The organism is Acidimicrobiales bacterium, from assembly GCA_036399815.1.
In the GTDB taxonomy this organism is placed as follows: Bacteria; Actinomycetota; Acidimicrobiia; order Acidimicrobiales; family DASWMK01; genus DASWMK01.
Window position 1 is genome coordinate 1 of record DASWMK010000245.1, and the last position, 20,550, is coordinate 20,550.

Below are 20,550 nucleotides of genomic sequence, written 5' to 3' on the forward strand. Positions count from 1 at the left end.
CAGGGCCTCGGCCACCGCCTCCCGGCCCTGTTCCGGGCCGCGCAGGGCGACGAGGGCCCGGCGCAGCCGGGGCTCGACGTCGGCGACGAAGCGCTCGAACCCCTCCCGGTCCACCCCGCCGCCTCCTCCGCCGGTCGTCACACCCTTCGAGAGCGCGGACGGTGCCGTCCGCGCCACACCGTCCCGCGACTTTGTCCGCCGACGGCGGCCGGACGTAGGCTCGCCGCCGACATGCACCCGACCGTGCCGGTCGCCGCGTCCCCTGCCGCCCCGACCACCGCCGCGCGCCTGCGGCACCGGCTGGGCGCGTACGTGGCGCTCACCAAGCCCCGCATCATCGAGCTGCTCCTCGTCACCACCGTGCCCGCCATGGTCGTCGCCCAGCGGGGGCTGCCCCCGGCCGGGCTCGTCCTCGTGACGATGGCCGGCGGGGCGCTCGCCGCCGGCGGCGCCAACGCCTTCAACATGGTCGTCGACCGGGACATCGACCGGCTGATGCACCGCACGAGGAACCGCCCGCTCGTCACCGGCGCCGTCCGGCCCCGGGACGCGCTCGTGTTCGCCCTCGGCCTCGAGGTCGCCGCCTTCCTCCTGCTGTGGACCGAGGCGAACCTGCTCGCGGCCGTGCTCGCGGTGTCGGCCTGCTGCTTCTACGTGTTCGTCTACACGCTGTGGCTGAAGCGGTCGTCGCCGAGCAACATCGTCATCGGCGGGGCGGCCGGCGCCGTCCCCGTGCTCGTCGGCTGGGCGGCGGTCACCGGCTCGCTCGGGTGGGCGCCCGTCGCGCTGTTCGCGGTGATCTTCGTGTGGACCCCGCCCCACTTCTGGGCCCTCGCCATCAAGTACCGGGAGGACTACGCCGTCGCCTCGGTCCCGATGCTGCCGTCGGTCGCCAGCCTGCACACGACGGCCCGCCGGATCCTCGGCTACACGGTCGCCCTCTGGGCGCTGACCCTCGTGACCGCCCCGGTGGCCGACCTCGGGGGCCTCTACGTGGCCGCCGCCCTCGTGCTCGGCGGCGTGTTCACGGCGATGGCCATGGCCCTCACGAGGGACCCGGAGCCCGAGCTGGCCATGCGCCTGTTCGGGTGGTCCATCACCTATGTGACCCTGCTGTTCGGCGCCATGGCCGTCGACCAGCTGCTCCGCGGGTGAGGTTTTCCTCGCTGTCGTACCCCGTGGGTAATGTCCACCGGCGCCTATGGCCCTGACCGACGCGAGACCCGCGGCCGGCCCCGGTGACGCCGGGGCGACGGCCATCCGGACCACCACCCGGCGCGACCTGCCCGGCCTCGCCGGGTGGTTGAGCACCGGTTCCTCCGCCCGCATCGGGAGCGCGTACGTCGTCACCTCGCTCCTGCTCGTCGTGGCGTCGGCCGTCGCCGGCGAGCTCGTCGGCATCGAGCGGGGCGACACGGCGGACCTCCAGGTCCTCGGCCAGGACGTCGTGGCCCAGGTGGCGTCGTTCCACGCCGTCAGCGCCGTGTTCCTGTTCGTCCTGCCGCTGTTCGTCGGGATCGCCACCGCCGTCGTGCCCCTCCAGGTGGGGGCGACCACGGTCGCCTTCCCGCGGGCGGCCGCCGCCGCCTTCTGGGGGTGGCTGCTCGGCAGCGGCCTGCTCGTGGCCGGCTACCTCGCCAACGGCGGCCCGGGCGGGGGCGACACCAACGCCGTCGAGCTGTTCGTCCTCGCCCTCGGCATGGTGACCGTGTCGCTGCTGCTCGGCGCCGTGTGCGTCGCCACCACGGTGCTCACGCTCCGCACGCCGGGGCTCTCCCTCGCCAGGGTGCCGATGTTCTCGTGGACGATGCTCGTGTCCGCCGTGCTCTGGCTGCTGGCGCTGCCGGTGTTCGTGGCCAACCTGGCCGTCACCTGGCTCGACCTCCACTACGGCCAGGCCTTCCTCGGCGGGCCGGCCGGCGTCGGGCGGCCGATCGCCTGGGCCTTCACCACGCCGACCGTCTGGCTCTACGCCGTCCCCGCCCTCGGGGTGGTCGGCGAGGTCGTCCCCGTCTTCTCGCGCTTCGCCCAGCGCCGGCGCAACGTCGCCATGGCGGCGATCGCCGTGGTCGGGGCCCTCGGGTTCGGCGCCTACGCCCAGCCGTTCTCCGCCGTCGACACGGCCGACCAGGTCGAGCTGTCCGAGCTGTCCTTCGTCCTGCTGCTGCCGCTCCTCGCGCTCGTCGGCGCGTGGGCCGACACGGCCCGCCGGGGCCGGCCCCGCCCGGCCGTGCCGCTCGTGCTCGGCGGTGCCGCCCTCCTGCTGCTGCTGGCCGGCGCGGCCGCCGACGCCCTCACTGCCATCGACGCCCTCGAGCTGCGGGGCACCACCTGGGAGTTCGGCACGCTCCACCTCGTCCTCATGGGCGGGGCCGGCCTGGCCGCCGTCGGGGCCCTGCACTACTGGCTGCCGAAGCTGTGGGGCCGGCTGCTGTCGCCCGCGCTGGGCGCCGTCGAGGCGCTGCTCCTGCTGGTCGGCACCCTGCTCCTCGCCGCCGCCGACCTCGTGTCGGGCGCCCTCGACCAGCCGGCCGGCCAGGTCGTCGGCGAGGTGCGCGACGGCGTCGAGGCCCTGAACCTCGTGTCGGCGGCGGGCGGCGCGCTCGTCGTGCTGGCCGTCGCCGTGCTGCTCGTCGACGTGGCCGTCCGGGTCGGTCGCCGCCGGGGCCCGCTCGCCGGGGACGACCCGTGGGAGGGGCACACCCTCGAGTGGGCGACCACGTCGCCGCCCCCGCCCGGCAACTTCGCCGACGTCCCCGAGGTCGGGTCGGCCACGCCGGTGCTCGACCGCCGTACTGCCGCCCCCGTCACCCCCGAGGTCGCCTGATGGCGCTCGCCCTGCCCCCCGCGCCCGCGCCGGCCCGGCCCCGGGTGCTGATGACCGCGACCGCGCTCGCCATCGTCGGCTGCGGCGCCCTGTTCGCCGGCCTGCTCGGCCTGTACCTCGCCTATCGGTCGGCGGCCGGCGGCACCACGGCGGACTGGCTGCCCGACGGCGTGGCCGTGCCCCTCACGCCGGGCAACGTCGGCGCGTCCACCCTGGTCATGTCCTCGGTGGTCGTCCAGTGGGCCGTGTACGCCATCGGCAACCGCGACCGGATCAACGCCTACGTCGCCCTCGGGCTCACGCTCCTGCTGGGCGCGGCGTTCGTGGTCGGCACCTCGTTCCTCTACACCCAGATCGGCGCCAGCGTCCGCACCACCTACGGCGTGCTGCTGTACGCGGTGTCGGGCGCCCACCTCGCCCTCGTGGCCGGGGCCATGGCGTTCGTGGCGCTCATGACCTTCCGGGTGCTCGGCGGCCAGTTCTCGGGGAAGGACCGTGAGGGCGTGGCCGCCGCCGCCATGTTCTGGCACTTCATGGTCGCCGTCGGCCTGGCCACCTGGTACACGCTCTACATCCTCAAGTAGGCGCGGATGCTCACCACCGGTACCAAGCTCCTGTTCGGGTTGGCGATGGCGGCGCTGGTCGCCGCCTGGGTGTACGGCCTCTCCACCGGCGGCGACCCCGTCGGCGTGCTGTCGGCCGGCATCAAGGGCGGGGTCGGGGAGCGGCTCGGCTACACGATCCTCGGGTCGGTGGCCCTCCTCGCCGGCTTCCTCGGCTGCGTGGTCGCCGCCTTCCGCGACGCCGACCCCGAGGCCCAGGCCGCGGTCGTCGGCGTCGAGGTGCCCCCGGCCACCCCGCCGGCCGGCGCGTCGGCCTGGCCGGTCGTCGGCGCCTTCGGCGTGCTGCTCGCCGCCATCGGCCTGGTGGTCGGCGCCCCGCTGTTCCTCGCCGGCGTCGGCGTGGTGGCCATCACCCTGATCGAGTGGATGGTCCAGGCCTGGGCCGACCGGGCGACCGGCGACCCGGAGGTCAACCGCACCCTCCGCAACCGGGTGATGATGCCGATCGAGATCCCGGCCATCGCCGTGCTCGCCATCGGCGCGCTGGTGCTCGGCGTGTCGCGGGTGTTCATCGCCCTCTCGGCCGTCGGCGCCACCGTCGCCGCCATCGCCGTCGCCTCGATGATCCTGCTCGTCGCCTCCCTGCTCGCCGTCCGCCCCCGCGTGGGCGCCAACCTGGTCGCCGCCCTGGCCGTGGTGGGCGGGCTGGCCGTGGCCGTCGGCGGCATCGTCGGGGCGGCCGTCGGGCCGCACGAGGTCGACCACCACGAGGGCGAGGTCACCGACGACGGCGGGGCCGGCGAGGTCCAGCCCGAGGACGAGGGCACCGGCGGCGACCGCACCGACGCCGACGAGAGCGACCACCAGGGCGACGAGCCCCAGGGCTCGGGCGAGGAGGACGAGGGCGGGCTCGGCGTGCCGTCCGGCACCGTGGTGGTCCTCCACTGAGCCCGGTTTTGTCGACCGACGGCGGCATGGGCCATGGTGGGCCCGTGGCCGCCCGGCAGGAGGAACAGGAGGAAGGAGCGCCGATGCGCCGGCCTGGTCGGGCCCGCACCGTCCTCGTCGTCGCCGTCCTCGCGCTCGTGGTGCTCCTCGCCGCGTGCGGCAGCGACGAGCACCCCCTCGACACGCTGAACCCGAAGGGGCCCGAGGCCCGCTCGATCGACCGGCTCCTCGACCCCGTGCTGCTCGTCGCCGGCGTCGTGTTCGTGTTCGTCGAGGCCGGGGTGCTCTACCTCGCCTTCCGCTTCCGGCGCCGCCCGGACGACGACGACTCGGTCGTCCCCGACCAGATCCACGGCCACACCCGCCTGGAGATCGGCTGGACGGTCCTCCCGGCGCTGATCCTCGCCGGCGTCGCCGTCGGCACCATCGCCACCCTGTTCCGCCTGTCCGACGAGCCCGAAGGGGCCATGGAGGTCAAGGTCTACGGCCAGCAGTGGTGGTGGGCCTACCAGTACGACACGACCGGCGACGGCGTGAGCGACATCATCACGGCCAACGAGCTCGTCATCCCGGCCGGCCAGCCGGTCAACCTCCGGATCACGGCCCGCGACGTCATCCACTCGTTCTGGGCGCCGGCGCTGAACGGCAAGCGCGACGCCGTGCCCGGCCGCGAGCACCCGCTCACGATCGAGGCCGACGAGCCCGGCATCTACGCCGGCCAGTGCGGCGAGTACTGCGGCCTCTCCCACTCGCTGATGCGGCTGCGGGTGGTCGCCCTCGCCCCCGACGACTTCGACGCCTGGGTCGAGGGCCAGCTGGCCGACGCCGCCGAGCCGGGCGACGCCGACGCACAGGCCGGGCTCGAGGTGTTCCAGCAGCTGTGCATCCAGTGCCACCAGATCAACGGCGTCAACGAGGTGCCCCTCGGCGAGGCCCAGCAGGTCGCCGGCGTGGCGCCCAACCTCACCCACCTCATGAGCCGCACGGTGTTCGCCGGCGGCGTCTTCACCCTGCGCGACGTCAGTTTGCAGCACGGTGAGGGCTTCACCCTGGAGGACTACCAGGGCGGGAACTTCGACCGGGCGGCCCTCGAGGCCTGGCTCCGGGACCCGCCGGGGCGCAAGCCGATGTACCCGGAGGGCAACCGGGGGATGCCGAACCTCGGGCTGACCGAGCAGCAGATCGACCAGCTCGTCGCCTACCTGCAGACGCTGGAGTAGCCGAATGGCCATCGTCGAACAACCGCGCATCGAGCTCGAGGCGGCGCCCGAGGACCGCGTCGGCTACCAGCCGCTCGGCGTGTTCGCCCGGCCGCGGCCGAAGACCGGCTGGCGCAGCTGGGTGACGACCGTCGACCACAAGAAGATCGGCATCATGTACGGGGTCGCCGCCTTCTTCTTCTTCCTGGTCGGCGGCATCGAGGCCCTGCTGATCCGCCTCCAGATGGCCGTGCCCGACGGCCGCATCCTCTCGGCCGACCTCTACAACGAGGTCTTCACCATGCACGGCGTCACCATGATCTTCCTCGTGGTCATGCCGCTCGCCGCCGCGTTCGCCAACTTCCTCGTGCCGCTCCAGATCGGCGCCCGCGACGTCGCCTTCCCCCGCCTGAACGCGTTCGGGTTCTGGTGCTTCCTGTTCGGCGGCCTGTTCTTCACCGCGTCGAGCTGGCTCATGGGCGGCGGGCCGGACGGCGGGTGGTTCGCCTACGCGCCGAACACGACGGTGATCTTCTCGCCGTCGCACGGCATGGACTTCTACGCGCTCGGCCTCCAGATCACCGGCATCGCCTCCCTGACGAGCGCCATCAACCTGATCGTCACCTGCCTCAACATGCGGGCGCCGGGCATGACGCTCATGAAGATGCCGGTGTTCACCTGGATGGCGCTCGTGACCCAGGTGCTGCTGCTGTTCGCCATCCCGGTCATCACGGTGGCCCTGTTCCTGCTCATGTTCGACCGGCTGTTCGACACGAACTTCTTCAACGTGGAGGCCGGCGCCGACCCGCTGCTCTGGCAGCACCTGTTCTGGATCTTCGGGCACCCGGAGGTCTACATCCTGATCCTCCCGGCCTTCGGCATCGTGTCCGAGGTGATCCCGGTGTTCTCCCGCAAGCCCATCTTCGGCTACCCGTTCATGGTCTTCTCCGGGATCGCCATCGGCTTCATGGGCTGGGGGGTCTGGGCCCACCACATGTTCGCCTCCGGCATCGGCCCGATCTCGGTGGCCGCCTTCTCGCTGTCGACGATGTTCATCGCCGTGCCGACGGGCGTGAAGATCCTCAACTGGATGGCCACGATGTACGGCGGCCGCCTGCGGTTCACCACGCCCATGCTGTTCGCCGTCGGCCTCGTCGCCATGTTCACGATCGGCGGCCTGTCCGGCGTCACCCACGCGGTCGCACCCGCCGACACCCAGCAGACCGACACCTACTACATCGTCGCCCACTTCCACTACGTGCTGTTCGGCGGCGCCCTGTTCGGCCTGTTCGCCGGCATGTACTTCTGGTGGCCCAAGGCGTTCGGCTACCGCCTGTCGGAGAAGCTCGGCAAGGTCCACTTCTGGGTGTTCCTCGTCGGGTTCAACATGACGTTCGGGCCCATGCACATCCTCGGGCTCCAGGGCATGCTCCGCCGCCAGTCGACCTATCCGGACGGCTACGGCTTCAACTTCTGGAACATGGTGTCGACCATCGGGGCGTTCACGATCGCCTTCGGCGTCCTCGTGTTCCTCACCAACGTGTTCACCAGCCGCCGCAAGGCCCACGCCGGGCTGGCGCCGGCCCCTGGGCCGGACCCGTGGGACGCCAGGAGCCTCGAGTGGTCGATCCCGTCGCCGCCGCCCGAGCACAACTTCGACGAGCTGCCGGTCGTCGAGCACTTCGACCCCTGGTGGGACCAGAAGTACCGCGCCGACGAGACCGGCCGGGTCCGCCGCGTGCCCGACGCCGACGCCCTGGCCCAGACGGGCACGGCCACCGGCGTGCACCTGCCGTCGCCGTCGTACTGGCCGATCGTGCTGGCCTTCGGCCTCCCCCTCATCGCCTGGGGGCTCATCTTCAACCTGTGGCTGGTCATCCCCGGGGTGGTGGCGGTGATCTCCGCCCTCTACGGATGGGGCCTGGAGCCGTCGGTCGACGAGGAGGGCCACGAGTCCGAGCCCGGCCACCCGCACGAGGAGGCCGTCCCCGTTGGCTGACACGACCGTGACCGGCGCGCCGGCGACGCCGGCCGAGGCGACGGCCGAGGGGGTCGGGACGATGGCCGTCCCCGGCGTCCACGGCGAGAGCGTCGGCCACCACCACACGAGCACCGGGCTCTCCAACGAGAAGCTCGGCATGTGGATGTTCCTCGGGTCCGAGTGCCTGCTGTTCGGCGGGCTGATCTCGACCTACCTGCTGTACCGGAACCGGATCCAGCCCGGCCAGGGGCCCGGCCCCCGGGACGTGTTCGACATCCCGTTCACGTCGGTGAGCTCGTTCGTCCTGCTGATGAGCTCGCTGACGATGGTGCTGGCCCTGGCGGCCATCCAGCGGGGCGACCACCGGCGCACCCGCACCTGGCTGCTGACGACGGCGCTGCTCGGCGCCACGTTCATCTCCGGCCAGGTCTACGAGTTCACGACCTTCGTCCGCGAGGGCCTCGGGTTCACGACCAACATCTTCGGCTCGGCGTTCTTCACGCTCACCGGGTTCCACGGCGTGCACGTCACGGTCGGGATCATCATGCTGATGTCCCTGTTCACGATGTCCATGCGGGGCCGGCTGCCCCAGGAGCGGGCCGAGACCGTCGAGATCGTCGGCCTCTACTGGCACTTCGTCGACGTCGTGTGGATCGTGATCTTCACCCTCGTCTACCTGATCCCCACGTGAGCCGGGCATGAGCGACACCCGACCGAAGACCGACCCCGAGGTCGCCGAGGCCGTCGACGAGACCATCGCCGAGTCCCTCGAGGCCCACGAGTCCGCCCACCCGAGCGACGGCTTCTACATCGTCGTCGCGCTGATCCTCGCCTTCGTCACCGCGCTCGAGGTCAGCACCTACTTCGTGGACTTCGGCGACGTCGCCCTGCCCGTGCTCTTCGTCCTCATGGTCATCAAGTTCGCCATGGTGGTGGCGTTCTTCATGCACCTGCGCTTCGACAGCAGCCTGTTCCGGCGGGTGTTCGTCTCTGGGCTGTTCCTCGCCGTCGGCGTGTACCTCGCCGCCCTCTCGACGTTCCGGTTCTTCGGGTAGCCCCGTGCTCGCCGTCGCCGCCACCGCCGACTTCTGGCGGTGGCAGCCGCACCCCGAGGTGTGGCTGCTGGTGGCCGCCCTGGCCGCCGGCTACTGGTACGCCGTGCGGGCCATCGGCCGGCGGGCCGTCCCCCGGGGCCGCCGGGCGGTGACGACGGGCCAGGTGGCCTGGTTCGCGGGCGCCCTCGTCGTGCTCGAGGTGGCGGCCGACTGGCCGATGCACGACGTGGCCGAGGAGTACCTCTACAGCGTCCACATGGTCCAGCACCTGCTGCTGACGTTCGTGCTGCCGCCCATGGTCCTCCTCGCCACCCCCGAGTGGCTGGCCCGCCTGGTCGTCGGCGACGGCAGGGCGTGGCGCTGGGTCAGGCGGCTGGCCAGGCCGGTCGTGGCCGGGCTGGTGTTCAACCTGCTCGTCGCCGTCAGCCACTGGCCGGCCTTCGTGAACCTGTCGGTGTCGTCGGGCCCGGTCCACTACGGCGCCCACGTGGTGCTCGTCACCGCCGCTCTGCTCATGTGGGTGCCGGTGGCAGGCCCCTTCCCGGAGCTGCGGATCTCCCTGCCCGGCCAGATGGTCTACCTGTTCCTGATGTCGATCATCCCGACCATCCCGGCGGCGTGGCTGACCTTCGCCGACGGCGTGCTGTTCAGCGCCTACGACACGCCGTACCGGCTGTGGGGCGTCACGGTCGCGTCCGACCAGCAGGCGGCCGGGCTGATCATGAAGCTGGGCGGCGGCGCCTACCTCTGGACCCTGATCACGATGCTGTTCTTCCGCTGGGCGGCCCGCCACTACGAGGCCGACAAGGCCGGCGTGCCCCTCTCCGAGCGCGACGTGCTCACCTGGGAGGAGGTGAAGGCGGAGCTCGACCGGCTCGGCCCCGCGCCCCGCCCCACTACTCCCAACGGAAGCTGACGGCCGCCGCCACCGGCGCGAGCACCGCCCAGGCGGCCAGGACCAGCCAGGCCCGGCCCGGCACCCGGCCGGCGGCGCCGATCGCCGCCTGGAGCACGTCGGACAGCGCCGCCGCGGGCAGCGCCCTGGCCACGGCCCTGAGGCCGCCCGGCAGCTCGGCGAGCGGCACGACCATGCCGCCGAGGAGGAGCAGCACGAGGTAGAGGCCGTTCGCGGCGGCCAGCGTGACCTCGGCCCGGAGAGCGCCGGCCATCAGGAGCCCGAGGCCGGCGAAGGCCACGGTGGCGAGGAGGACGGCGGCGACGGCCGTCGCGACCCCGGAGGCGTCGGCGTCCCAGCCGAGGGCGAGGGCGACGGGGACGAGGACGGCGACCTGCACGGCCTCGACGGCGAGGACGGCCGCCGTCTTGGCGGCGAGGAGCGCCGGGCGCCCGAGCGGGGTGGACCCCAGCCGCTTGAGCACGCCGTACTGGCGCTCGAACCCGGTGGCGATGGCCACGCTCACCATCGCCGTCGACATCACGGCCAGGGCGAGCACGCCGGGGGCGAGGAAGTCGACGGGGTCGTCGACGACGGCGTCGGTGGGCAGCACGTCGACAAGCGAGAAGAAGGCGAGCAGCACGACCGGGATGCCGAGGGTCAGCAGCAGTGACTCCCCGCGCCGCAGGGTCAGCACCACCTCCATGCGGGCATGCGCCAGGAGCCCCCTCACCGGCCGCCCCCGCCGACGCGGCCCCGGCTTGCTCCGCCGGGCGGCCTCACCCGCCGCCACCGCCGGTGAGGCGGAGGAACACGTCCTCCAGGCGCTGGCGGCCGGCCCGGAGGTCGGCGATGGGCAGGTCCCGCTCGGCCAGCCAGGCGGTGAGGGCGGCGACGGCGGCCGGGGTCGGCGCCGCCGCCACCACGTACTCGCCGGGGGTCGCCTCCCGCACGGGCGCGCCGAGCACGCCGGCCAGGGCGCCGACGTCGAGGCCGGGCGCGGCGCCGAACCGCCACTCGTCGCCGCCGGCCCGGAGGTCGGCCGGCCGGCCGTCGGCCACCAGCCGCCCCCGGTCCACGATCACCACCCGGTCGGCCAGCCGCTCGGCGTCGTCGAGCTCGTGGGTGGTCAGCACCACGCACACCCCCCGGTCCCGCAGGTCCCGCACGACCTGGCGCACGACCTGGCGGCCGGCCACGTCGACCCCGGCCGTCGGCTCGTCGAGGAACGCCACCCTCGGCCGCCCCACGAGGGCGAGGGCGAGGGACAGCCGCTGCTGCTCGCCACCCGACAGCTGGCGCCAGGTCGCCCTGGCCCGGCCGGCCAGCCCGACCCGCTCGAGCAGCGCGTCCGGGTCCTCGGGGTCGTCGTGGTAGGCGGCGAACAGGCGCACGGCCTCGGCGGCCCGGATGCCGGGCTGCACCCCGCCCCGCTGGAGCATCACGCCGATCCGCCGGGTGAGCGCGGCGTGGTCCCGCACGGGGTCGAGCCCGTCGACCCGCACCGTCCCCGAGGTCGGCCGCCGGTACCCCTCGAGGGTCTCGACCGTCGTCGTCTTGCCGGCGCCGTTCGGCCCGAGCAGGGCCAGCACCTGCCCGGCCTCGGCGGTGAACGACAGGCCGTCGACGGCGACGACGTCGCCGTAGCGGACGGTCAGGTCGGCGACCTCGACGGCCGGCATGGCGGGTCACCGTACCGGCCGGCGGCGGCCCCGACGGGGGCGGGTACCGTTGCCCGGTGCTCGACGTCCGCCGCATCCGCAACGACCCCGACGAGGTCAGGAAGGCGCTGGCCCGCCGGCACGACGGCAGCGACGCGGACGTCGACCGGGTGCTCGACCTGGACCGCCGGCGCCGCGAGGCGGTGGCCGAGCGCGACGCCCTGCGGGCCGAGGTGAAGGCCATCTCCCAGGAGGTGGGCCGCCTCCGCCGCGAGGGGGCCGTCGAGGAGGCCGAGCGGCGGGCGGCGGAGAGCGCCGGGGTCGGGGACCGGGTGACCGAGCGGGACCGGGAGGTCGACGCCCTCGACCGCGAGCTGCGGGACCTGCTGCTGCGCATCCCGAACACGCCGGCGCCGGAGGCGCCCGACGGCGGGGGCGAGGCCGACAACGTCGTCCTCCGCACCGTCGGCCACGACCCCGACGCCTACGGCGAGCACCAGCGGGTGCCCCACTGGGAGATCGCCGCCCGCCTCGGCCTGCTCGACCTCGAGCGGGCGGCCAAGATCTCGGGGTCGATGTTCGTGATGTACCGCGGCCTCGGCGCCACCCTGAACCGGGCCCTCTGCCAGCTCGCCCTCGACCGCAACGCCGACGCCTTCGAGGAGGTCCGCCCGCCCCACCTCGTCAGCTCGGCCACCCTCACGGCGTCGGGCCAGCTGCCGAAGTTCGCCGACGACGCCTACCACGTCGAGCGGGACGACCTGTGGGCCATCCCGACGGCCGAGGTCCCGCTCACCTCGCTCGCCCGCGACGAGATCCTCCGCGAGGACCAGCTGCCGGTCCGGCTGATGGCCTACACGCCGTGCTACCGCCGGGAGGCGGGCTCGGCCGGCAAGGACACGCGGGGCCTGCTGCGGTCCCACGAGTTCGACAAGGTCGAGATCCTGGCCCTCGGCACCCCCGAGCAGGGGCCGACCCTGCTCGACGAGCTGCTGGCCAGGGCCGAGTCCACGATCGCCGCCCTCGGCCTCGCCTACCGCCTGGTCGACATCTGCACGGGCGACCTCGGCCAGACCCACCACCGCTCGATCGACATCGAGGTCTACGCCCCCGGGTGCGGCCAGTGGCTCGAGGTGTCGTCGGTGTCGTGGTTCTCCGACTACCAGGCGAGGCGGGCGAACATCCGCTACCGGCCGGCCGGCGGCGGCAGCCCGGTCGTGGCCCACACCCTGAACGGCTCGGCGCTGGCCGTCCCCCGGGTGTGGGCCGCCCTGGTCGAGACCAACCACCAGCCGGACGGGTCGGTCGCCCTCCCCGAGGTCCTCCACCCGTACCTGCGCGGCGCCACCTCGATCCCGGCCCGCTGACGTTCTGAACCGCCCATCCGGGGGGAAGACGGAGGGCGTGGACACGGACGCAACCGGAACCGACCTCGCCGAGCTGATCGCCGCCGACCACCGGGCCGTCGAGGCGCTGTTCGACCGGCTCGACGCGGACGCCGGCGACCGCAAGGAGGTCGTCCAGGAGCTCGTCAAGGCGCTCTCCCGGCACGCGGTCGCCGAGGAGCAGGTGGTGTACCCCGCCCTGCGGGCCGCCGAGGGGGGCGACCTGCTGGCCGACCACGCCATCGACGAGCACCAGGTGGTCAAGGACGCGCTGAACCGCGTGGACGGGGGCAAGCCCGACGACGAGAACGTGGCGTCGTCGCTGACGACGGTGATGGAGGAGGTCCGCCTCCACGCCAACCGGGAGGAGGCCGAGCTGCTGCCGGCCCTCCGCGCCGCGGTCGGCGACGAGCGGATGGTCGAGCTCGGGCGGGCCTACGTGGAGGCGAGGGACAAGGCCCCGACCCGGCCCCACCCCCACGCCCCGAACACGCCGCCCGGCAACGTCGTGGCCGGCGCCGTCGCCGCGCCCGTCGACAAGGTGCGGGACAAGCTCACCGGCCGGGACTGAGCCGGCCGCCGCTCACAGCCCGCCGGCGCAGGCCCCGCACCGGCCGACGATGGCGAAGTGGTGGCCGGTGACCTCGAAGCCGTGCTCGGCCCGCAGGCGGGCGGCGAGGTCGTCGAGGACGTCGAGGGGCAGCTCGACGACGGCGCCGCACCGGTCGCACACCGCGTGGTGGTGCAGCTCGGCGGTCAGGTGGTACACGGACGGTCCGTGCCCGAGGTGGACGTGGACGACCACGCCGGCCGCCTCGAACACGTCGAGGCTGCGGTAGACGGTCGACAGGTGGATCTCGGGGTGGCGGGAGCGGACCCTCGCCGCCACCTCCTCGGCGGTGAGGTGGTGGTCGCCGCCGGCGAGGAACGCCTCCAGCACGGCGCGGCGCGCCCGGGTGACGCGGCCGCCGCCGCCGCGCACCCGCTCGAGGAGGTCGTCGAGGGCCGGCCCCGCCTGCGGCATGGGCGCCAGGCTAGATGGCGACGGCCAGCCAGGCGGCCGCCGCGGCGAGCGCGACCATCACCAGGTTGAGCCGGCGGGCGGCACCGGCCCGCCCCGAGAACACGTCCATGGCCCGGCCGGGGTCGCCCGGGTCGCCGCCCCTGAGCACCTCGGCGGCGAGCGCCAGGCGGGCCGCCCCGTACAGGGCGCCGGCGGCGACCGCCGCCGCCGGCCCGGCGACGAGCAGGCCGGCGGCGAGGAGCAGGAACGCCGAGTAGGGCACGAGGGTGACCACGCCGGCGCCGAGCTGGACGCCGGAGAGGAAGAAGTAGCCCCGCACGTCGCCGGCCATCCCGAGCCGGCGGCCGACCTGGCGGTTCAGGCCGTAGCGCCGGCCGGGGTCGCGCACGGTGAGGACGAGCACCGCCGTGGCGGCCACGGCGAGCACGGCGGCCGGGTGGTCGTCGAGGCCGACGGCCCAGCCGGCGAGGCCGAGGGCGGCGCCGAGCAGCGCGCCGCCGACGGCACCGCCGGCCACGAGCAGGCCGACGGCGGCGCCGGTCGAGAGGGGGAGGGTCCTCGCACGGAGGGCCAGGGCGGCCATGCCCATGTTGGTGATTCAGGGCGCGTGGGCGGTGACCAGCGCGGCGCCGGCGGCGAGGATCGTGACCGTGAGCAGGGCGCCCAACGGCGCTCAGCCGCTCAGCAGGACCCGGGCGGGCCCGAGCAGGTCCGGACGTACTTGCGGCAGCCGCACTCGTTGGCGCCGCAGTAGCAGTCGCAGCACTTGTACCAGCCCCGCGACGACCCGTCGAAGTTCGGGCACTCCTTCGTGCACCAGCAGGCGTCCGGGTAGTACCGGTAGTTGTACGTGCACGGCGGGCGGCACCGCCAGCCCTTGCACTGGTTCTGCGGGTCGCAGTAGCCGATCCCGGGCGGGAAGCAATAGCAGGCCTGCTCCGGGTTCGGGCAGCTGCCGGTGGCGCCCGACCGCCCGGTCATCGCCGCCCAGGACGTGGCCGCGAGGAACCCCGTCTCGGCGGCCCTGCGCAGGAAGTGGCGGCGGTCGATGCCTCGTGCGAGGCGCTCGCCGACCGAGTCGAGGTCGGCCATGTCTCCCCCTGGCGCTAGGTCGTGCGGGGCGTGAGGGTAGCCGCGAGGTCGGCCCGCCCGCCGGACTCCAGCAGGTGGGCGAGGCCCTCGGGCGACGAGCACACGCCCTTGGCCGCCACCTCGCCGTCGTGGACCAGGAAGGCGAACGGGGTGACGCGGACGAGGAACCGGTCGAACAGGTCGTGGGCCTCGCTGACGACGGTGGTGGCGCTCGGGAACAGCCCGCTCACGTGCTCGTTCTCGATCGGCCCTCCCTCGGCGACGACCACGACCTCGAGCTGCCGGTCCCGGCCCCGGCGGGCGAGGTCGTTCACGAGCGGGGCCATGGCCTCGCACGGCTCGCAGCCAGGGGCGGCGAAGTAGAGGACGGCGTCGGTGCCGTCGGCCGCCCACGCCGTGCGGCGCCCGTCGCGGTCCATGCCGTCGAGGGCCGGGGCCCGGCTGCCGAGCCCGAGCCCGTCGCGGGAGTGGCCGGCGGCCGTGCCGATGGCCGCCAGCCCGAAGTGGCGGAGCACGAGCAGCAGGGCGACGCCCTGCACGACGACGACGACCCAGAGCACCACGTAGGACGCCCAGAACACCCTGCCCCCCTCCTCAGGCGGTCGCCTCGTCCGGCAGCCGCTTGAGCAGCGCCGGCCAGGCGAGGACGACACCATACGTGCCCCACAGGGCGAGGACGGCCCCGGTGACGAACAGCAGCGCCGACCCGCTCGGCTCGACCGGGAGGTCGCCGGCGTCGCCGGGGAGGCAGGCGGCCGCCACCGCGGCCATCGCCGCGTTGCGGGCCAGCGCCGGCCCGAGGCGGGTCCCGGCGTCGCTGCCGAAGCAGCGGCACGGCACCTTCAGCCGCCGCCGGTGCAGGCTGACCAGCCAGGCGGAGAAGGCGGCGAGCAGGGCGAGGACGGCGACGAGGGCGACCCGCTGGCTGGCCCGGGTGCCGACGACCAGCCCGGCGGCGGCAAGGACCTCGACGGCGGGGACCGCCGCGCCGGCCGCGGCCGCGACCGCGCCGAGGCCGCCGGCCCGCAGGACGGCGACGAAGCGCTCCCGGTCGAAGAACTTGGTGGCCGCCGCGTACGCGAAGGCCACGGCCAGTGCAGCCACCCCTGCCGCCCGCAACATTGGTGAACATCCTGCTACAGGAGTTGGCGGGCCAGGGGGCGGGGGCTACCCTGCCGCCGGGCAAGACCCAGGGTGCGACGAGCGCATCCGACGGGCGTCGGGGCCGCGGCCAACCGCGGGGAGGCACCGTGCAACTGACGAGCGAGCGCCGGGCGGGGCCCTGAGCGCATGACCGCATCGCAGGGCGGCGACGCGACGATCCGGCTGGACCACGTCACCAAGACGTTCCCCGGCGCGGCGTCGCCCGCCGTCGACCAGCTCACCCTCGACGTCCCGACGGGGGCCCTCGTGGCCTTCGTCGGCCCGTCGGGCTGTGGCAAGACCACGACGTTGAAGATGATCAACCGGCTGGTGGAGCCGACGTCGGGCACCATCGAGGTCGAGGGGGTCGACGTGCGGAGCCGGCCGGCCCACGAGCTGCGCCGGCGCATCGGCTACGTGATCCAGCAGATCGGGCTGTTCCCCCACAAGACCATCGCCGCCAACATCGCCACCGTCCCCCGCCTGCTCGGCTGGGACAAGGAGCGGGCGCGGCACCGGGTCGACGAGCTGGTCGACCTCGTCGGCCTCGACCGCGACCTGCTCGGGCGCTACCCCACCGAGCTGTCCGGCGGCCAGCAGCAGCGGGTGGGGGTGGCGCGGGCGCTCGCCGCCGACCCGCCCGTGCTCCTCATGGACGAGCCGTACAGCGCGGTCGACCCGATCGTCCGCGAGCGGCTCCAGGACGAGCTGCTCGCGCTCCAGCAGCGGGTGCGCAAGACGATCGTGCTCGTCACCCACGACATCGACGAGGCCATCAAGCTGGCCGACCGCATCGCGATCCTGAACGTCGGCGGCGTGCTGGAGCAGTACGGCACCCCCGAGGAGCTGCTGCGGGCGCCGGCCAACGAGTTCGTCGAGCGGTTCCTCGGCCGGGAGCGCGGGCTGAAGCGCATGGCCCTGCTGAAGGTGTCGGACGTGGAGCTCGACACCGGCCCGGTCGTGGCCGCCGGCGCGGAGCCCGGCCAGGCCCGAGCGGTCATGCGGGACCACCGGGTCGACTGGGTCGGGGTCAGCGACGGCGGGCGGCTGCTCGGCTGGGTGGCCGAGGCCGACCTCGACGGGCAGGGCCGGGTGGGGGACGCGCCGCGCCAGCGCTTCGCCGCGTCCGTCCGCCCCGACACCGCGCTGCGCCAGGCCCTCGACCAGATCGTGCAGTCCCGCACCCGGGTGGCGGTCGTGCTCGGCGACGACGACCGCTACCTCGGGATGCTCGACATCGCCAGGATCAGCGACCGGATGGCGACGTGATCCGCGTCTTCGCCGAGAACACGCCCGACTCGTTCGTCTACTGGGGCTGGTTCGACCGCAACACCGACGAGCTGTGGCGGCGCACCACCGAGCACCTCCAGCTCACCGGGATCGCCGTGGGCGTCGGCTTCGCCATCTCGCTCGTGCTCGCCGCCGTGGCCCTGCGCTTCCGGTGGACCTACGCCCCGCTCACCTGGGGGACCGGGATCCTCTACACGATCCCGAGCCTGGCCCTGTTCGGCTTCCTGATCCCGTACACCCACCTCGGGACCCTGACGGCCGAGATCGGGCTGGTCGGCTACACCCTGCTGATCCTGGTGCGCAACATCGTGGCCGGGGTCGACGGCGTGCCGGCGGCCGTGAAGGAGGCGGCCGACGGCATGGGCTACCGGCCGTGGCGGCGGTTCGTCTCCGTCGACCTCCGCCTGGCCACCCCGGCCATCGTCGCCGGCCTGCGCATCGCGACGGTGACGACCATCGGGCTCGTCACCGTGACCTTCCTCGTCGGCCTCGGCGGCTACGGCGCGCTGATCGCGAGCGGCCTGTCCCGCACCTACAGCACGCCGGTCGTGGTCGGCACCGTGCTGTCGGTGGCCATGGCCGTGGCCTTCGACGTCGCCCTGCTCCTCCTCGAGCGGGCCGTCACGCCCTGGGCCAGGCGGGGGGTGCGGTGAGCGCCACCGGCGAGCTGTGGTCGTACCTGACGACGGCCGACCACTGGTGGGGGGTCAGGGGCATCGCCAGGGGGATGTACGACCACCTCCGGCTGTCGCTCGGCGCCGTGGCCGTGGCCGGCGTGATGGCCGTGCCGGCCGGGATGGTGCTCGGGCACGTGCGGCGGGGCGGGGTGGTGGCGTCCACCGTCGTGAACCTCGGCCGGGCCATCCCGTCCTTCGCCGTCATCGCCCTGCTGTTCCCGCTGTCGCTCGCCTACGGGTTCGGGCTCGGGTTCTGGCCGACGTTCGTCGCCCTCGTGCTCCTCGCCGTGCCGCCCATGTTCACCAACACCTACGCCGGGGTGCGCGACGTCGACGCCGGCGTGGTCGAGGCGTCGAGGGGCATGGGCATGACGGCGAGGGACGTGCTGCTGTCGGTCGAGGTGCCCAACGCCCTCCCGCTGATCATCACCGGCGTGCGGGTGGCCACCGTGCAGGTCATCGCCACCGCCACCCTCAGCGCGCTCGTCGCCTTCCGGGGCCTCGGCGACCTGATCATCGGCGGGGTCGCCCAGAACGACGACGGCAAGCTCCTCACCGGCGCCCTGCTCGTGGCCATCCTCGCCATCCTCGCCGAGCTCGTCTTCGGCGTCCTCGAGCGCCGCCTGACCCCGTGGGCCCGCCGCGGCGCGGCCACCGGCCGGGTGCACGACGTGACCATCACCCCGGAACTCGACCCGACGTCCACCTGAGAAAGGACCCGCATGACCCGACGATTCCGACTGCTCGTCGCCCTCCTCGCCGTGCTCGCTCTGCTGGGGGCGGCGTGCGGCGGCGACAACGACGACTCCGAGGTCGGCGGCGAGGAGGGCTCGTCCACGAGCGCCGCCGGCGACGACGAGGGCGGGGCGCCGCCCGAGGGCCCGGCCATCACGATCGGCGCCCAGGACTTCGGCGAGAGCGCCATCCTCGCCGAGATCTACTCCCAGGTGCTGTCCGACGCCGGCTACGAGGTCGACATCCAGGACCTCGGCGGCTTCCGGGACATCGAGCTCAGCGCCTTCGAGGGCGGCGACATCAACATGGCCGTCGAGTACGCGGCGTCGATGCTCGAGTTCCTGAACGAGAACGCGGGCGAGGCGACCGGCGACGCGCAGGAGACGGTCGGCCTCCTCCAGGAGCGCCTGGACGGGATGGACCTGGTCGCCTTCGAGCCGGCCGAGGCCATCGACACCAACGGCTTCGTCGTCACCCAGGAAACGAGCGAGGGCGAGGGGCTGACGACCCTGTCCGACCTCCAGGACCACGAGGACCTCGTCCTCGGCGGGCCCCAGGACTGCGAGACCAACCCGTTCTGCATCCCCGGGCTCGAGCGGGTCTACGACGTCGACCTGAGCGGCAGCTTCCAGGGGCTCGAGGCCGGGCTCGTCCCCGAGGCCCTCGAGGCCGGCGAGATCGACGTGGGCGTGATCTTCTCGACCAACGGGATCATCGCCGACAAGGGCTGGGTGCTGCTCGAGGACGACCAGCAGATGTTGGCCGCCGACAACATCACCCCGGTCGTCACCACCGAGGTGGCCGACGCCTACGGCGCCGACCTCGAGGAGCTCGTCAACTCGGTGAGCGCCGAGCTGACCACCGAGGACCTCACCGAGCTCAACCGGCGCTTCGACATCGACAAGGAGGAGGCCGCCGACATCGCGTCGGACTGGATCTCCGAGCACCTCGGCGACTGAGGTCGCCGTCGAACTGATGTTCGGCTAGGGTGGGGGACGTGGCCGACGGCCCGCCCCCCACCCAGCTGCGCTGGTCCCTGGCCGACGACCCGGCCGGCCAGGGCGAGCTGTTCGACCGGGTGGTCGAGCGGCGGCCCGGCACCGGCCAGTTCCGGGGGATGGAGTTCCTCCACGTGCACGCCCGGTCGCTGGTGAACCGGGTGCCGGGCGCGTCCCGGATGCCGTTCGAGTGGACGGTCAACGTCTACCGGGGGTGCAGCCACGCCTGCACCTACTGCTTCGCCCGGCCCACCCACGCCTACCTCGGCCTCGACACGGGGGAGGACTTCGAGCGCCGCATCGTCGTCAAGGTCAACGCCGTCGAGCGCCTGCGGGCCGAGCTCGACCCGCGGCGCTGGCCCGGCCACCACATCGCCATGGGCACCAACACCGACCCCTACCAGCGGTGCGAGGGGCTGTACCGGCTGACGAGGGGGGTGGTCGAGGAGCTGACGAGGGTGGGCAACCCGTTCTCGCTGCTCACCAAGGGCACCCTCGTGCTGCGCGACCTCGACGTGCTGGCCGAGGCGGCGCGGCGGGGGCTGGTGAGGGTCAACCTGTCGATCGGCACCCTCGACGAGGCGGTGTGGCGGGAGACCGAGCCGGGCACCCCGCACCCGGCCCGCCGGGTCGAGGCCGTGGCCCGGCTGAACGAGGCCGGGGTGCCGTGCGGGGTGCTGGTCGCGCCGGTGCTGCCCGGGCTGTCGGACCGGACCGACCAGCTGGCCGCCGTGGTCGACGCCTGCGTCGCGGCCGGCGCCCGCTCGATCTCCACCCTGCTCCTGCACCTCCGGCCGGGCGTGCGCGAGCCCTACCTCGCCTGGCTCGGGGGCGCCCATCCCGACCTGGTCGAGCGCTACCAGGCGCTGTACCCCCGCTCGTACGCGCCGAAGGCCGACCAGCGCCGGCTGGCCGAGCGGTTCGGCCGGCTCGTCGAGCGGGCCGGCGGGCGGGCGGCCTCGCCGCTGCGCAGCCGGGAGACGGCGCCGGCCGCCCCGGCCGCCCCGGCCGCTCGGTCGACCCCGCCGGCCGGCCCGCCGCCGTCCCAGCTCGCCCTCGGCCTCTAGGTTCGGGCGG

General features: G+C 73.9%; 23 protein-coding genes. 16 read left to right on the top strand and 7 right to left on the bottom strand.

The genetic code is table 11. From position 1 onward, the window contains the following. Positions 1–231 precede the first annotated feature (231 nt). The 9 genes from VGB14_18255 to VGB14_18295 all read left to right on the top strand — a co-directional run bounded on the left by VGB14_18255 (position 232) and on the right by VGB14_18295 (position 9,489). Complete coding sequence (locus tag VGB14_18255) at positions 232–1,155, top strand: heme o synthase (protein ID HEX9994874.1); 924 nt, start codon at positions 232–234, stop codon at positions 1,153–1,155. Between the two features lie 46 nt (positions 1,156–1,201). Next, positions 1,202–2,827 (top strand): cbb3-type cytochrome c oxidase subunit I, encoded by a 1,626-nt coding sequence (locus VGB14_18260; GenBank protein ID HEX9994875.1) that lies wholly within the window; start codon positions 1,202–1,204, stop codon positions 2,825–2,827. Continuing rightward, entirely contained in the window at positions 2,827–3,411 is a 585-nt protein-coding gene (locus VGB14_18265; GenBank protein HEX9994876.1) for a cytochrome c oxidase subunit 3, read from the top strand. The genes VGB14_18260 and VGB14_18265 overlap by 1 nt, the downstream gene beginning before the upstream one ends. 6 nt (positions 3,412–3,417) lie before the next feature. After that, complete coding sequence (locus tag VGB14_18270) at positions 3,418–4,338, top strand: hypothetical protein (GenBank protein HEX9994877.1); 921 nt, start codon at positions 3,418–3,420, stop codon at positions 4,336–4,338. Between the two features lie 83 nt (positions 4,339–4,421). After that, positions 4,422–5,558 (top strand): cytochrome c oxidase subunit II, encoded by a 1,137-nt coding sequence (gene coxB / locus VGB14_18275; protein HEX9994878.1) that lies wholly within the window; start codon positions 4,422–4,424, stop codon positions 5,556–5,558. Between the two features lie 4 nt (positions 5,559–5,562). Continuing rightward, positions 5,563–7,536 carry a cytochrome c oxidase subunit I gene (ctaD, locus tag VGB14_18280; protein ID HEX9994879.1) on the top strand — a complete coding sequence of 658 codons (1,974 nt, stop codon included), beginning with the start codon at positions 5,563–5,565 and terminating at the stop codon, positions 7,534–7,536. Then, entirely contained in the window at positions 7,529–8,209 is a 681-nt protein-coding gene (locus tag VGB14_18285; GenBank protein HEX9994880.1) for a heme-copper oxidase subunit III, read from the top strand. Before ctaD ends, VGB14_18285 begins: the two co-directional genes overlap by 8 nt. A gap of 7 nt (positions 8,210–8,216) precedes the next feature. Then, entirely contained in the window at positions 8,217–8,573 is a 357-nt protein-coding gene (locus VGB14_18290) for a cytochrome C oxidase subunit IV family protein (protein ID HEX9994881.1), read from the top strand. A gap of 4 nt (positions 8,574–8,577) precedes the next feature. Beyond that, positions 8,578–9,489, top strand: coding sequence for a cytochrome c oxidase assembly protein (locus tag VGB14_18295; GenBank protein ID HEX9994882.1), 912 nt, complete (start codon positions 8,578–8,580; stop codon positions 9,487–9,489). Here the strand turns inward: VGB14_18295 and VGB14_18300 are convergent. Both VGB14_18300 and VGB14_18305 read right to left on the bottom strand, forming a co-directional pair. Further along, positions 9,470–10,174 (bottom strand): ABC transporter permease, encoded by a 705-nt coding sequence (locus tag VGB14_18300; GenBank protein HEX9994883.1) that lies wholly within the window; start codon positions 10,172–10,174, stop codon positions 9,470–9,472. The two genes, VGB14_18295 and VGB14_18300, sit on opposite strands and share 20 nt — an antisense overlap. A gap of 73 nt (positions 10,175–10,247) precedes the next feature. Next, positions 10,248–11,150, bottom strand: coding sequence for an ABC transporter ATP-binding protein (locus VGB14_18305; GenBank protein ID HEX9994884.1), 903 nt, complete (start codon positions 11,148–11,150; stop codon positions 10,248–10,250). Positions 11,151–11,206: 56 nt separating this feature from the next. On the opposite strand from VGB14_18305, the gene serS reads away from it, so the two are divergent. Beyond that, positions 11,207–12,496, top strand: a complete 1,290-nt coding sequence (serS, locus tag VGB14_18310) for a serine--tRNA ligase (protein ID HEX9994885.1) — start codon at positions 11,207–11,209, stop codon at positions 12,494–12,496. Between the two features lie 37 nt (positions 12,497–12,533). Beyond that, on the top strand, positions 12,534–13,085 hold the full coding sequence (locus VGB14_18315) for a hemerythrin domain-containing protein (GenBank protein ID HEX9994886.1): 552 nt from the start codon (positions 12,534–12,536) through the stop codon (positions 13,083–13,085). Between the two features lie 12 nt (positions 13,086–13,097). Here the strand turns inward: VGB14_18315 and VGB14_18320 are convergent, their stop codons facing one another. The 5 genes from VGB14_18320 to VGB14_18340 all read right to left on the bottom strand — a co-directional run bounded on the left by VGB14_18320 (position 13,098) and on the right by VGB14_18340 (position 15,752). Further along, the gene (locus VGB14_18320) at positions 13,098–13,538 is read right to left on the bottom strand and encodes a transcriptional repressor (GenBank protein ID HEX9994887.1); all 441 of its coding nucleotides are present in this window, start codon (positions 13,536–13,538) and stop codon (positions 13,098–13,100) included. 10 nt (positions 13,539–13,548) lie between these two features. Continuing rightward, on the bottom strand, positions 13,549–14,127 hold the full coding sequence (locus VGB14_18325; GenBank protein ID HEX9994888.1) for a hypothetical protein: 579 nt from the start codon (positions 14,125–14,127) through the stop codon (positions 13,549–13,551). Between the two features lie 92 nt (positions 14,128–14,219). Continuing rightward, positions 14,220–14,630: a hypothetical protein gene (locus tag VGB14_18330; GenBank protein HEX9994889.1), complete on the bottom strand. Its 411-nt coding sequence runs from the start codon at positions 14,628–14,630 to the stop codon at positions 14,220–14,222. Positions 14,631–14,644: 14 nt separating this feature from the next. After that, positions 14,645–15,211: a thioredoxin family protein gene (locus VGB14_18335; GenBank protein HEX9994890.1), complete on the bottom strand. Its 567-nt coding sequence runs from the start codon at positions 15,209–15,211 to the stop codon at positions 14,645–14,647. Between the two features lie 13 nt (positions 15,212–15,224). Further along, positions 15,225–15,752 (bottom strand): MauE/DoxX family redox-associated membrane protein, encoded by a 528-nt coding sequence (locus VGB14_18340; protein HEX9994891.1) that lies wholly within the window; start codon positions 15,750–15,752, stop codon positions 15,225–15,227. Between the two features lie 168 nt (positions 15,753–15,920). On the opposite strand from VGB14_18340, the gene VGB14_18345 reads away from it, so the two are divergent. The 5 genes from VGB14_18345 to VGB14_18365 are packed head-to-tail and all read left to right on the top strand — an operon-like array spanning position 15,921 to position 20,540. Further along, positions 15,921–17,042 (top strand): ABC transporter ATP-binding protein, encoded by a 1,122-nt coding sequence (locus VGB14_18345; GenBank protein ID HEX9994892.1) that lies wholly within the window; start codon positions 15,921–15,923, stop codon positions 17,040–17,042. Next, positions 17,039–17,716 (top strand): ABC transporter permease, encoded by a 678-nt coding sequence (locus VGB14_18350; protein HEX9994893.1) that lies wholly within the window; start codon positions 17,039–17,041, stop codon positions 17,714–17,716. The genes VGB14_18345 and VGB14_18350 overlap by 4 nt, the downstream gene beginning before the upstream one ends. Next, a complete protein-coding gene (locus tag VGB14_18355; GenBank protein HEX9994894.1) occupies positions 17,713–18,450 on the top strand; it encodes an ABC transporter permease in 738 nt (245 codons plus the stop codon). Before VGB14_18350 ends, VGB14_18355 begins: the two co-directional genes overlap by 4 nt. A gap of 12 nt (positions 18,451–18,462) precedes the next feature. Then, positions 18,463–19,434: an ABC transporter substrate-binding protein gene (locus VGB14_18360; GenBank protein ID HEX9994895.1), complete on the top strand. Its 972-nt coding sequence runs from the start codon at positions 18,463–18,465 to the stop codon at positions 19,432–19,434. A 38-nt stretch (positions 19,435–19,472) separates the two neighbouring features. Next, the gene (locus VGB14_18365; protein ID HEX9994896.1) at positions 19,473–20,540 is read left to right on the top strand and encodes a radical SAM protein; all 1,068 of its coding nucleotides are present in this window, start codon (positions 19,473–19,475) and stop codon (positions 20,538–20,540) included. Positions 20,541–20,550: the final 10 nt, after the last annotated feature.

What these genes read in the sequence shown, in the direction of transcription:
- VGB14_18255 (HEX9994874.1), top strand. Translation starts at nt 232, where the DNA reads ATGCACCCGACCGTGCCGGTCGCCGCGTCCCCTGCCGCCCCGACCACC.
- VGB14_18260 (HEX9994875.1), top strand. Translation starts at nt 1,202, where the DNA reads ATGGCCCTGACCGACGCGAGACCCGCGGCCGGCCCCGGTGACGCCGGG.
- VGB14_18265 (HEX9994876.1), top strand. Translation starts at nt 2,827, where the DNA reads ATGGCGCTCGCCCTGCCCCCCGCGCCCGCGCCGGCCCGGCCCCGGGTG.
- VGB14_18270 (HEX9994877.1), top strand. Translation starts at nt 3,418, where the DNA reads ATGCTCACCACCGGTACCAAGCTCCTGTTCGGGTTGGCGATGGCGGCG.
- coxB (HEX9994878.1), top strand. Translation starts at nt 4,422, where the DNA reads ATGCGCCGGCCTGGTCGGGCCCGCACCGTCCTCGTCGTCGCCGTCCTC.
- ctaD (HEX9994879.1), top strand. Translation starts at nt 5,563, where the DNA reads ATGGCCATCGTCGAACAACCGCGCATCGAGCTCGAGGCGGCGCCCGAG.
- VGB14_18290 (HEX9994881.1), top strand. Translation starts at nt 8,217, where the DNA reads ATGAGCGACACCCGACCGAAGACCGACCCCGAGGTCGCCGAGGCCGTC.
- VGB14_18300 (HEX9994883.1), bottom strand. Translation starts at nt 10,174, where the DNA reads ATGGAGGTGGTGCTGACCCTGCGGCGCGGGGAGTCACTGCTGCTGACC.
- VGB14_18305 (HEX9994884.1), bottom strand. Translation starts at nt 11,150, where the DNA reads ATGCCGGCCGTCGAGGTCGCCGACCTGACCGTCCGCTACGGCGACGTC.
- VGB14_18320 (HEX9994887.1), bottom strand. Translation starts at nt 13,538, where the DNA reads ATGCCGCAGGCGGGGCCGGCCCTCGACGACCTCCTCGAGCGGGTGCGC.
- VGB14_18325 (HEX9994888.1), bottom strand. Translation starts at nt 14,127, where the DNA reads ATGGGCATGGCCGCCCTGGCCCTCCGTGCGAGGACCCTCCCCCTCTCG.
- VGB14_18330 (HEX9994889.1), bottom strand. Translation starts at nt 14,630, where the DNA reads ATGGCCGACCTCGACTCGGTCGGCGAGCGCCTCGCACGAGGCATCGAC.
- VGB14_18340 (HEX9994891.1), bottom strand. Translation starts at nt 15,752, where the DNA reads ATGTTGCGGGCGGCAGGGGTGGCTGCACTGGCCGTGGCCTTCGCGTAC.
- VGB14_18345 (HEX9994892.1), top strand. Translation starts at nt 15,921, where the DNA reads ATGACCGCATCGCAGGGCGGCGACGCGACGATCCGGCTGGACCACGTC.
- VGB14_18360 (HEX9994895.1), top strand. Translation starts at nt 18,463, where the DNA reads ATGACCCGACGATTCCGACTGCTCGTCGCCCTCCTCGCCGTGCTCGCT.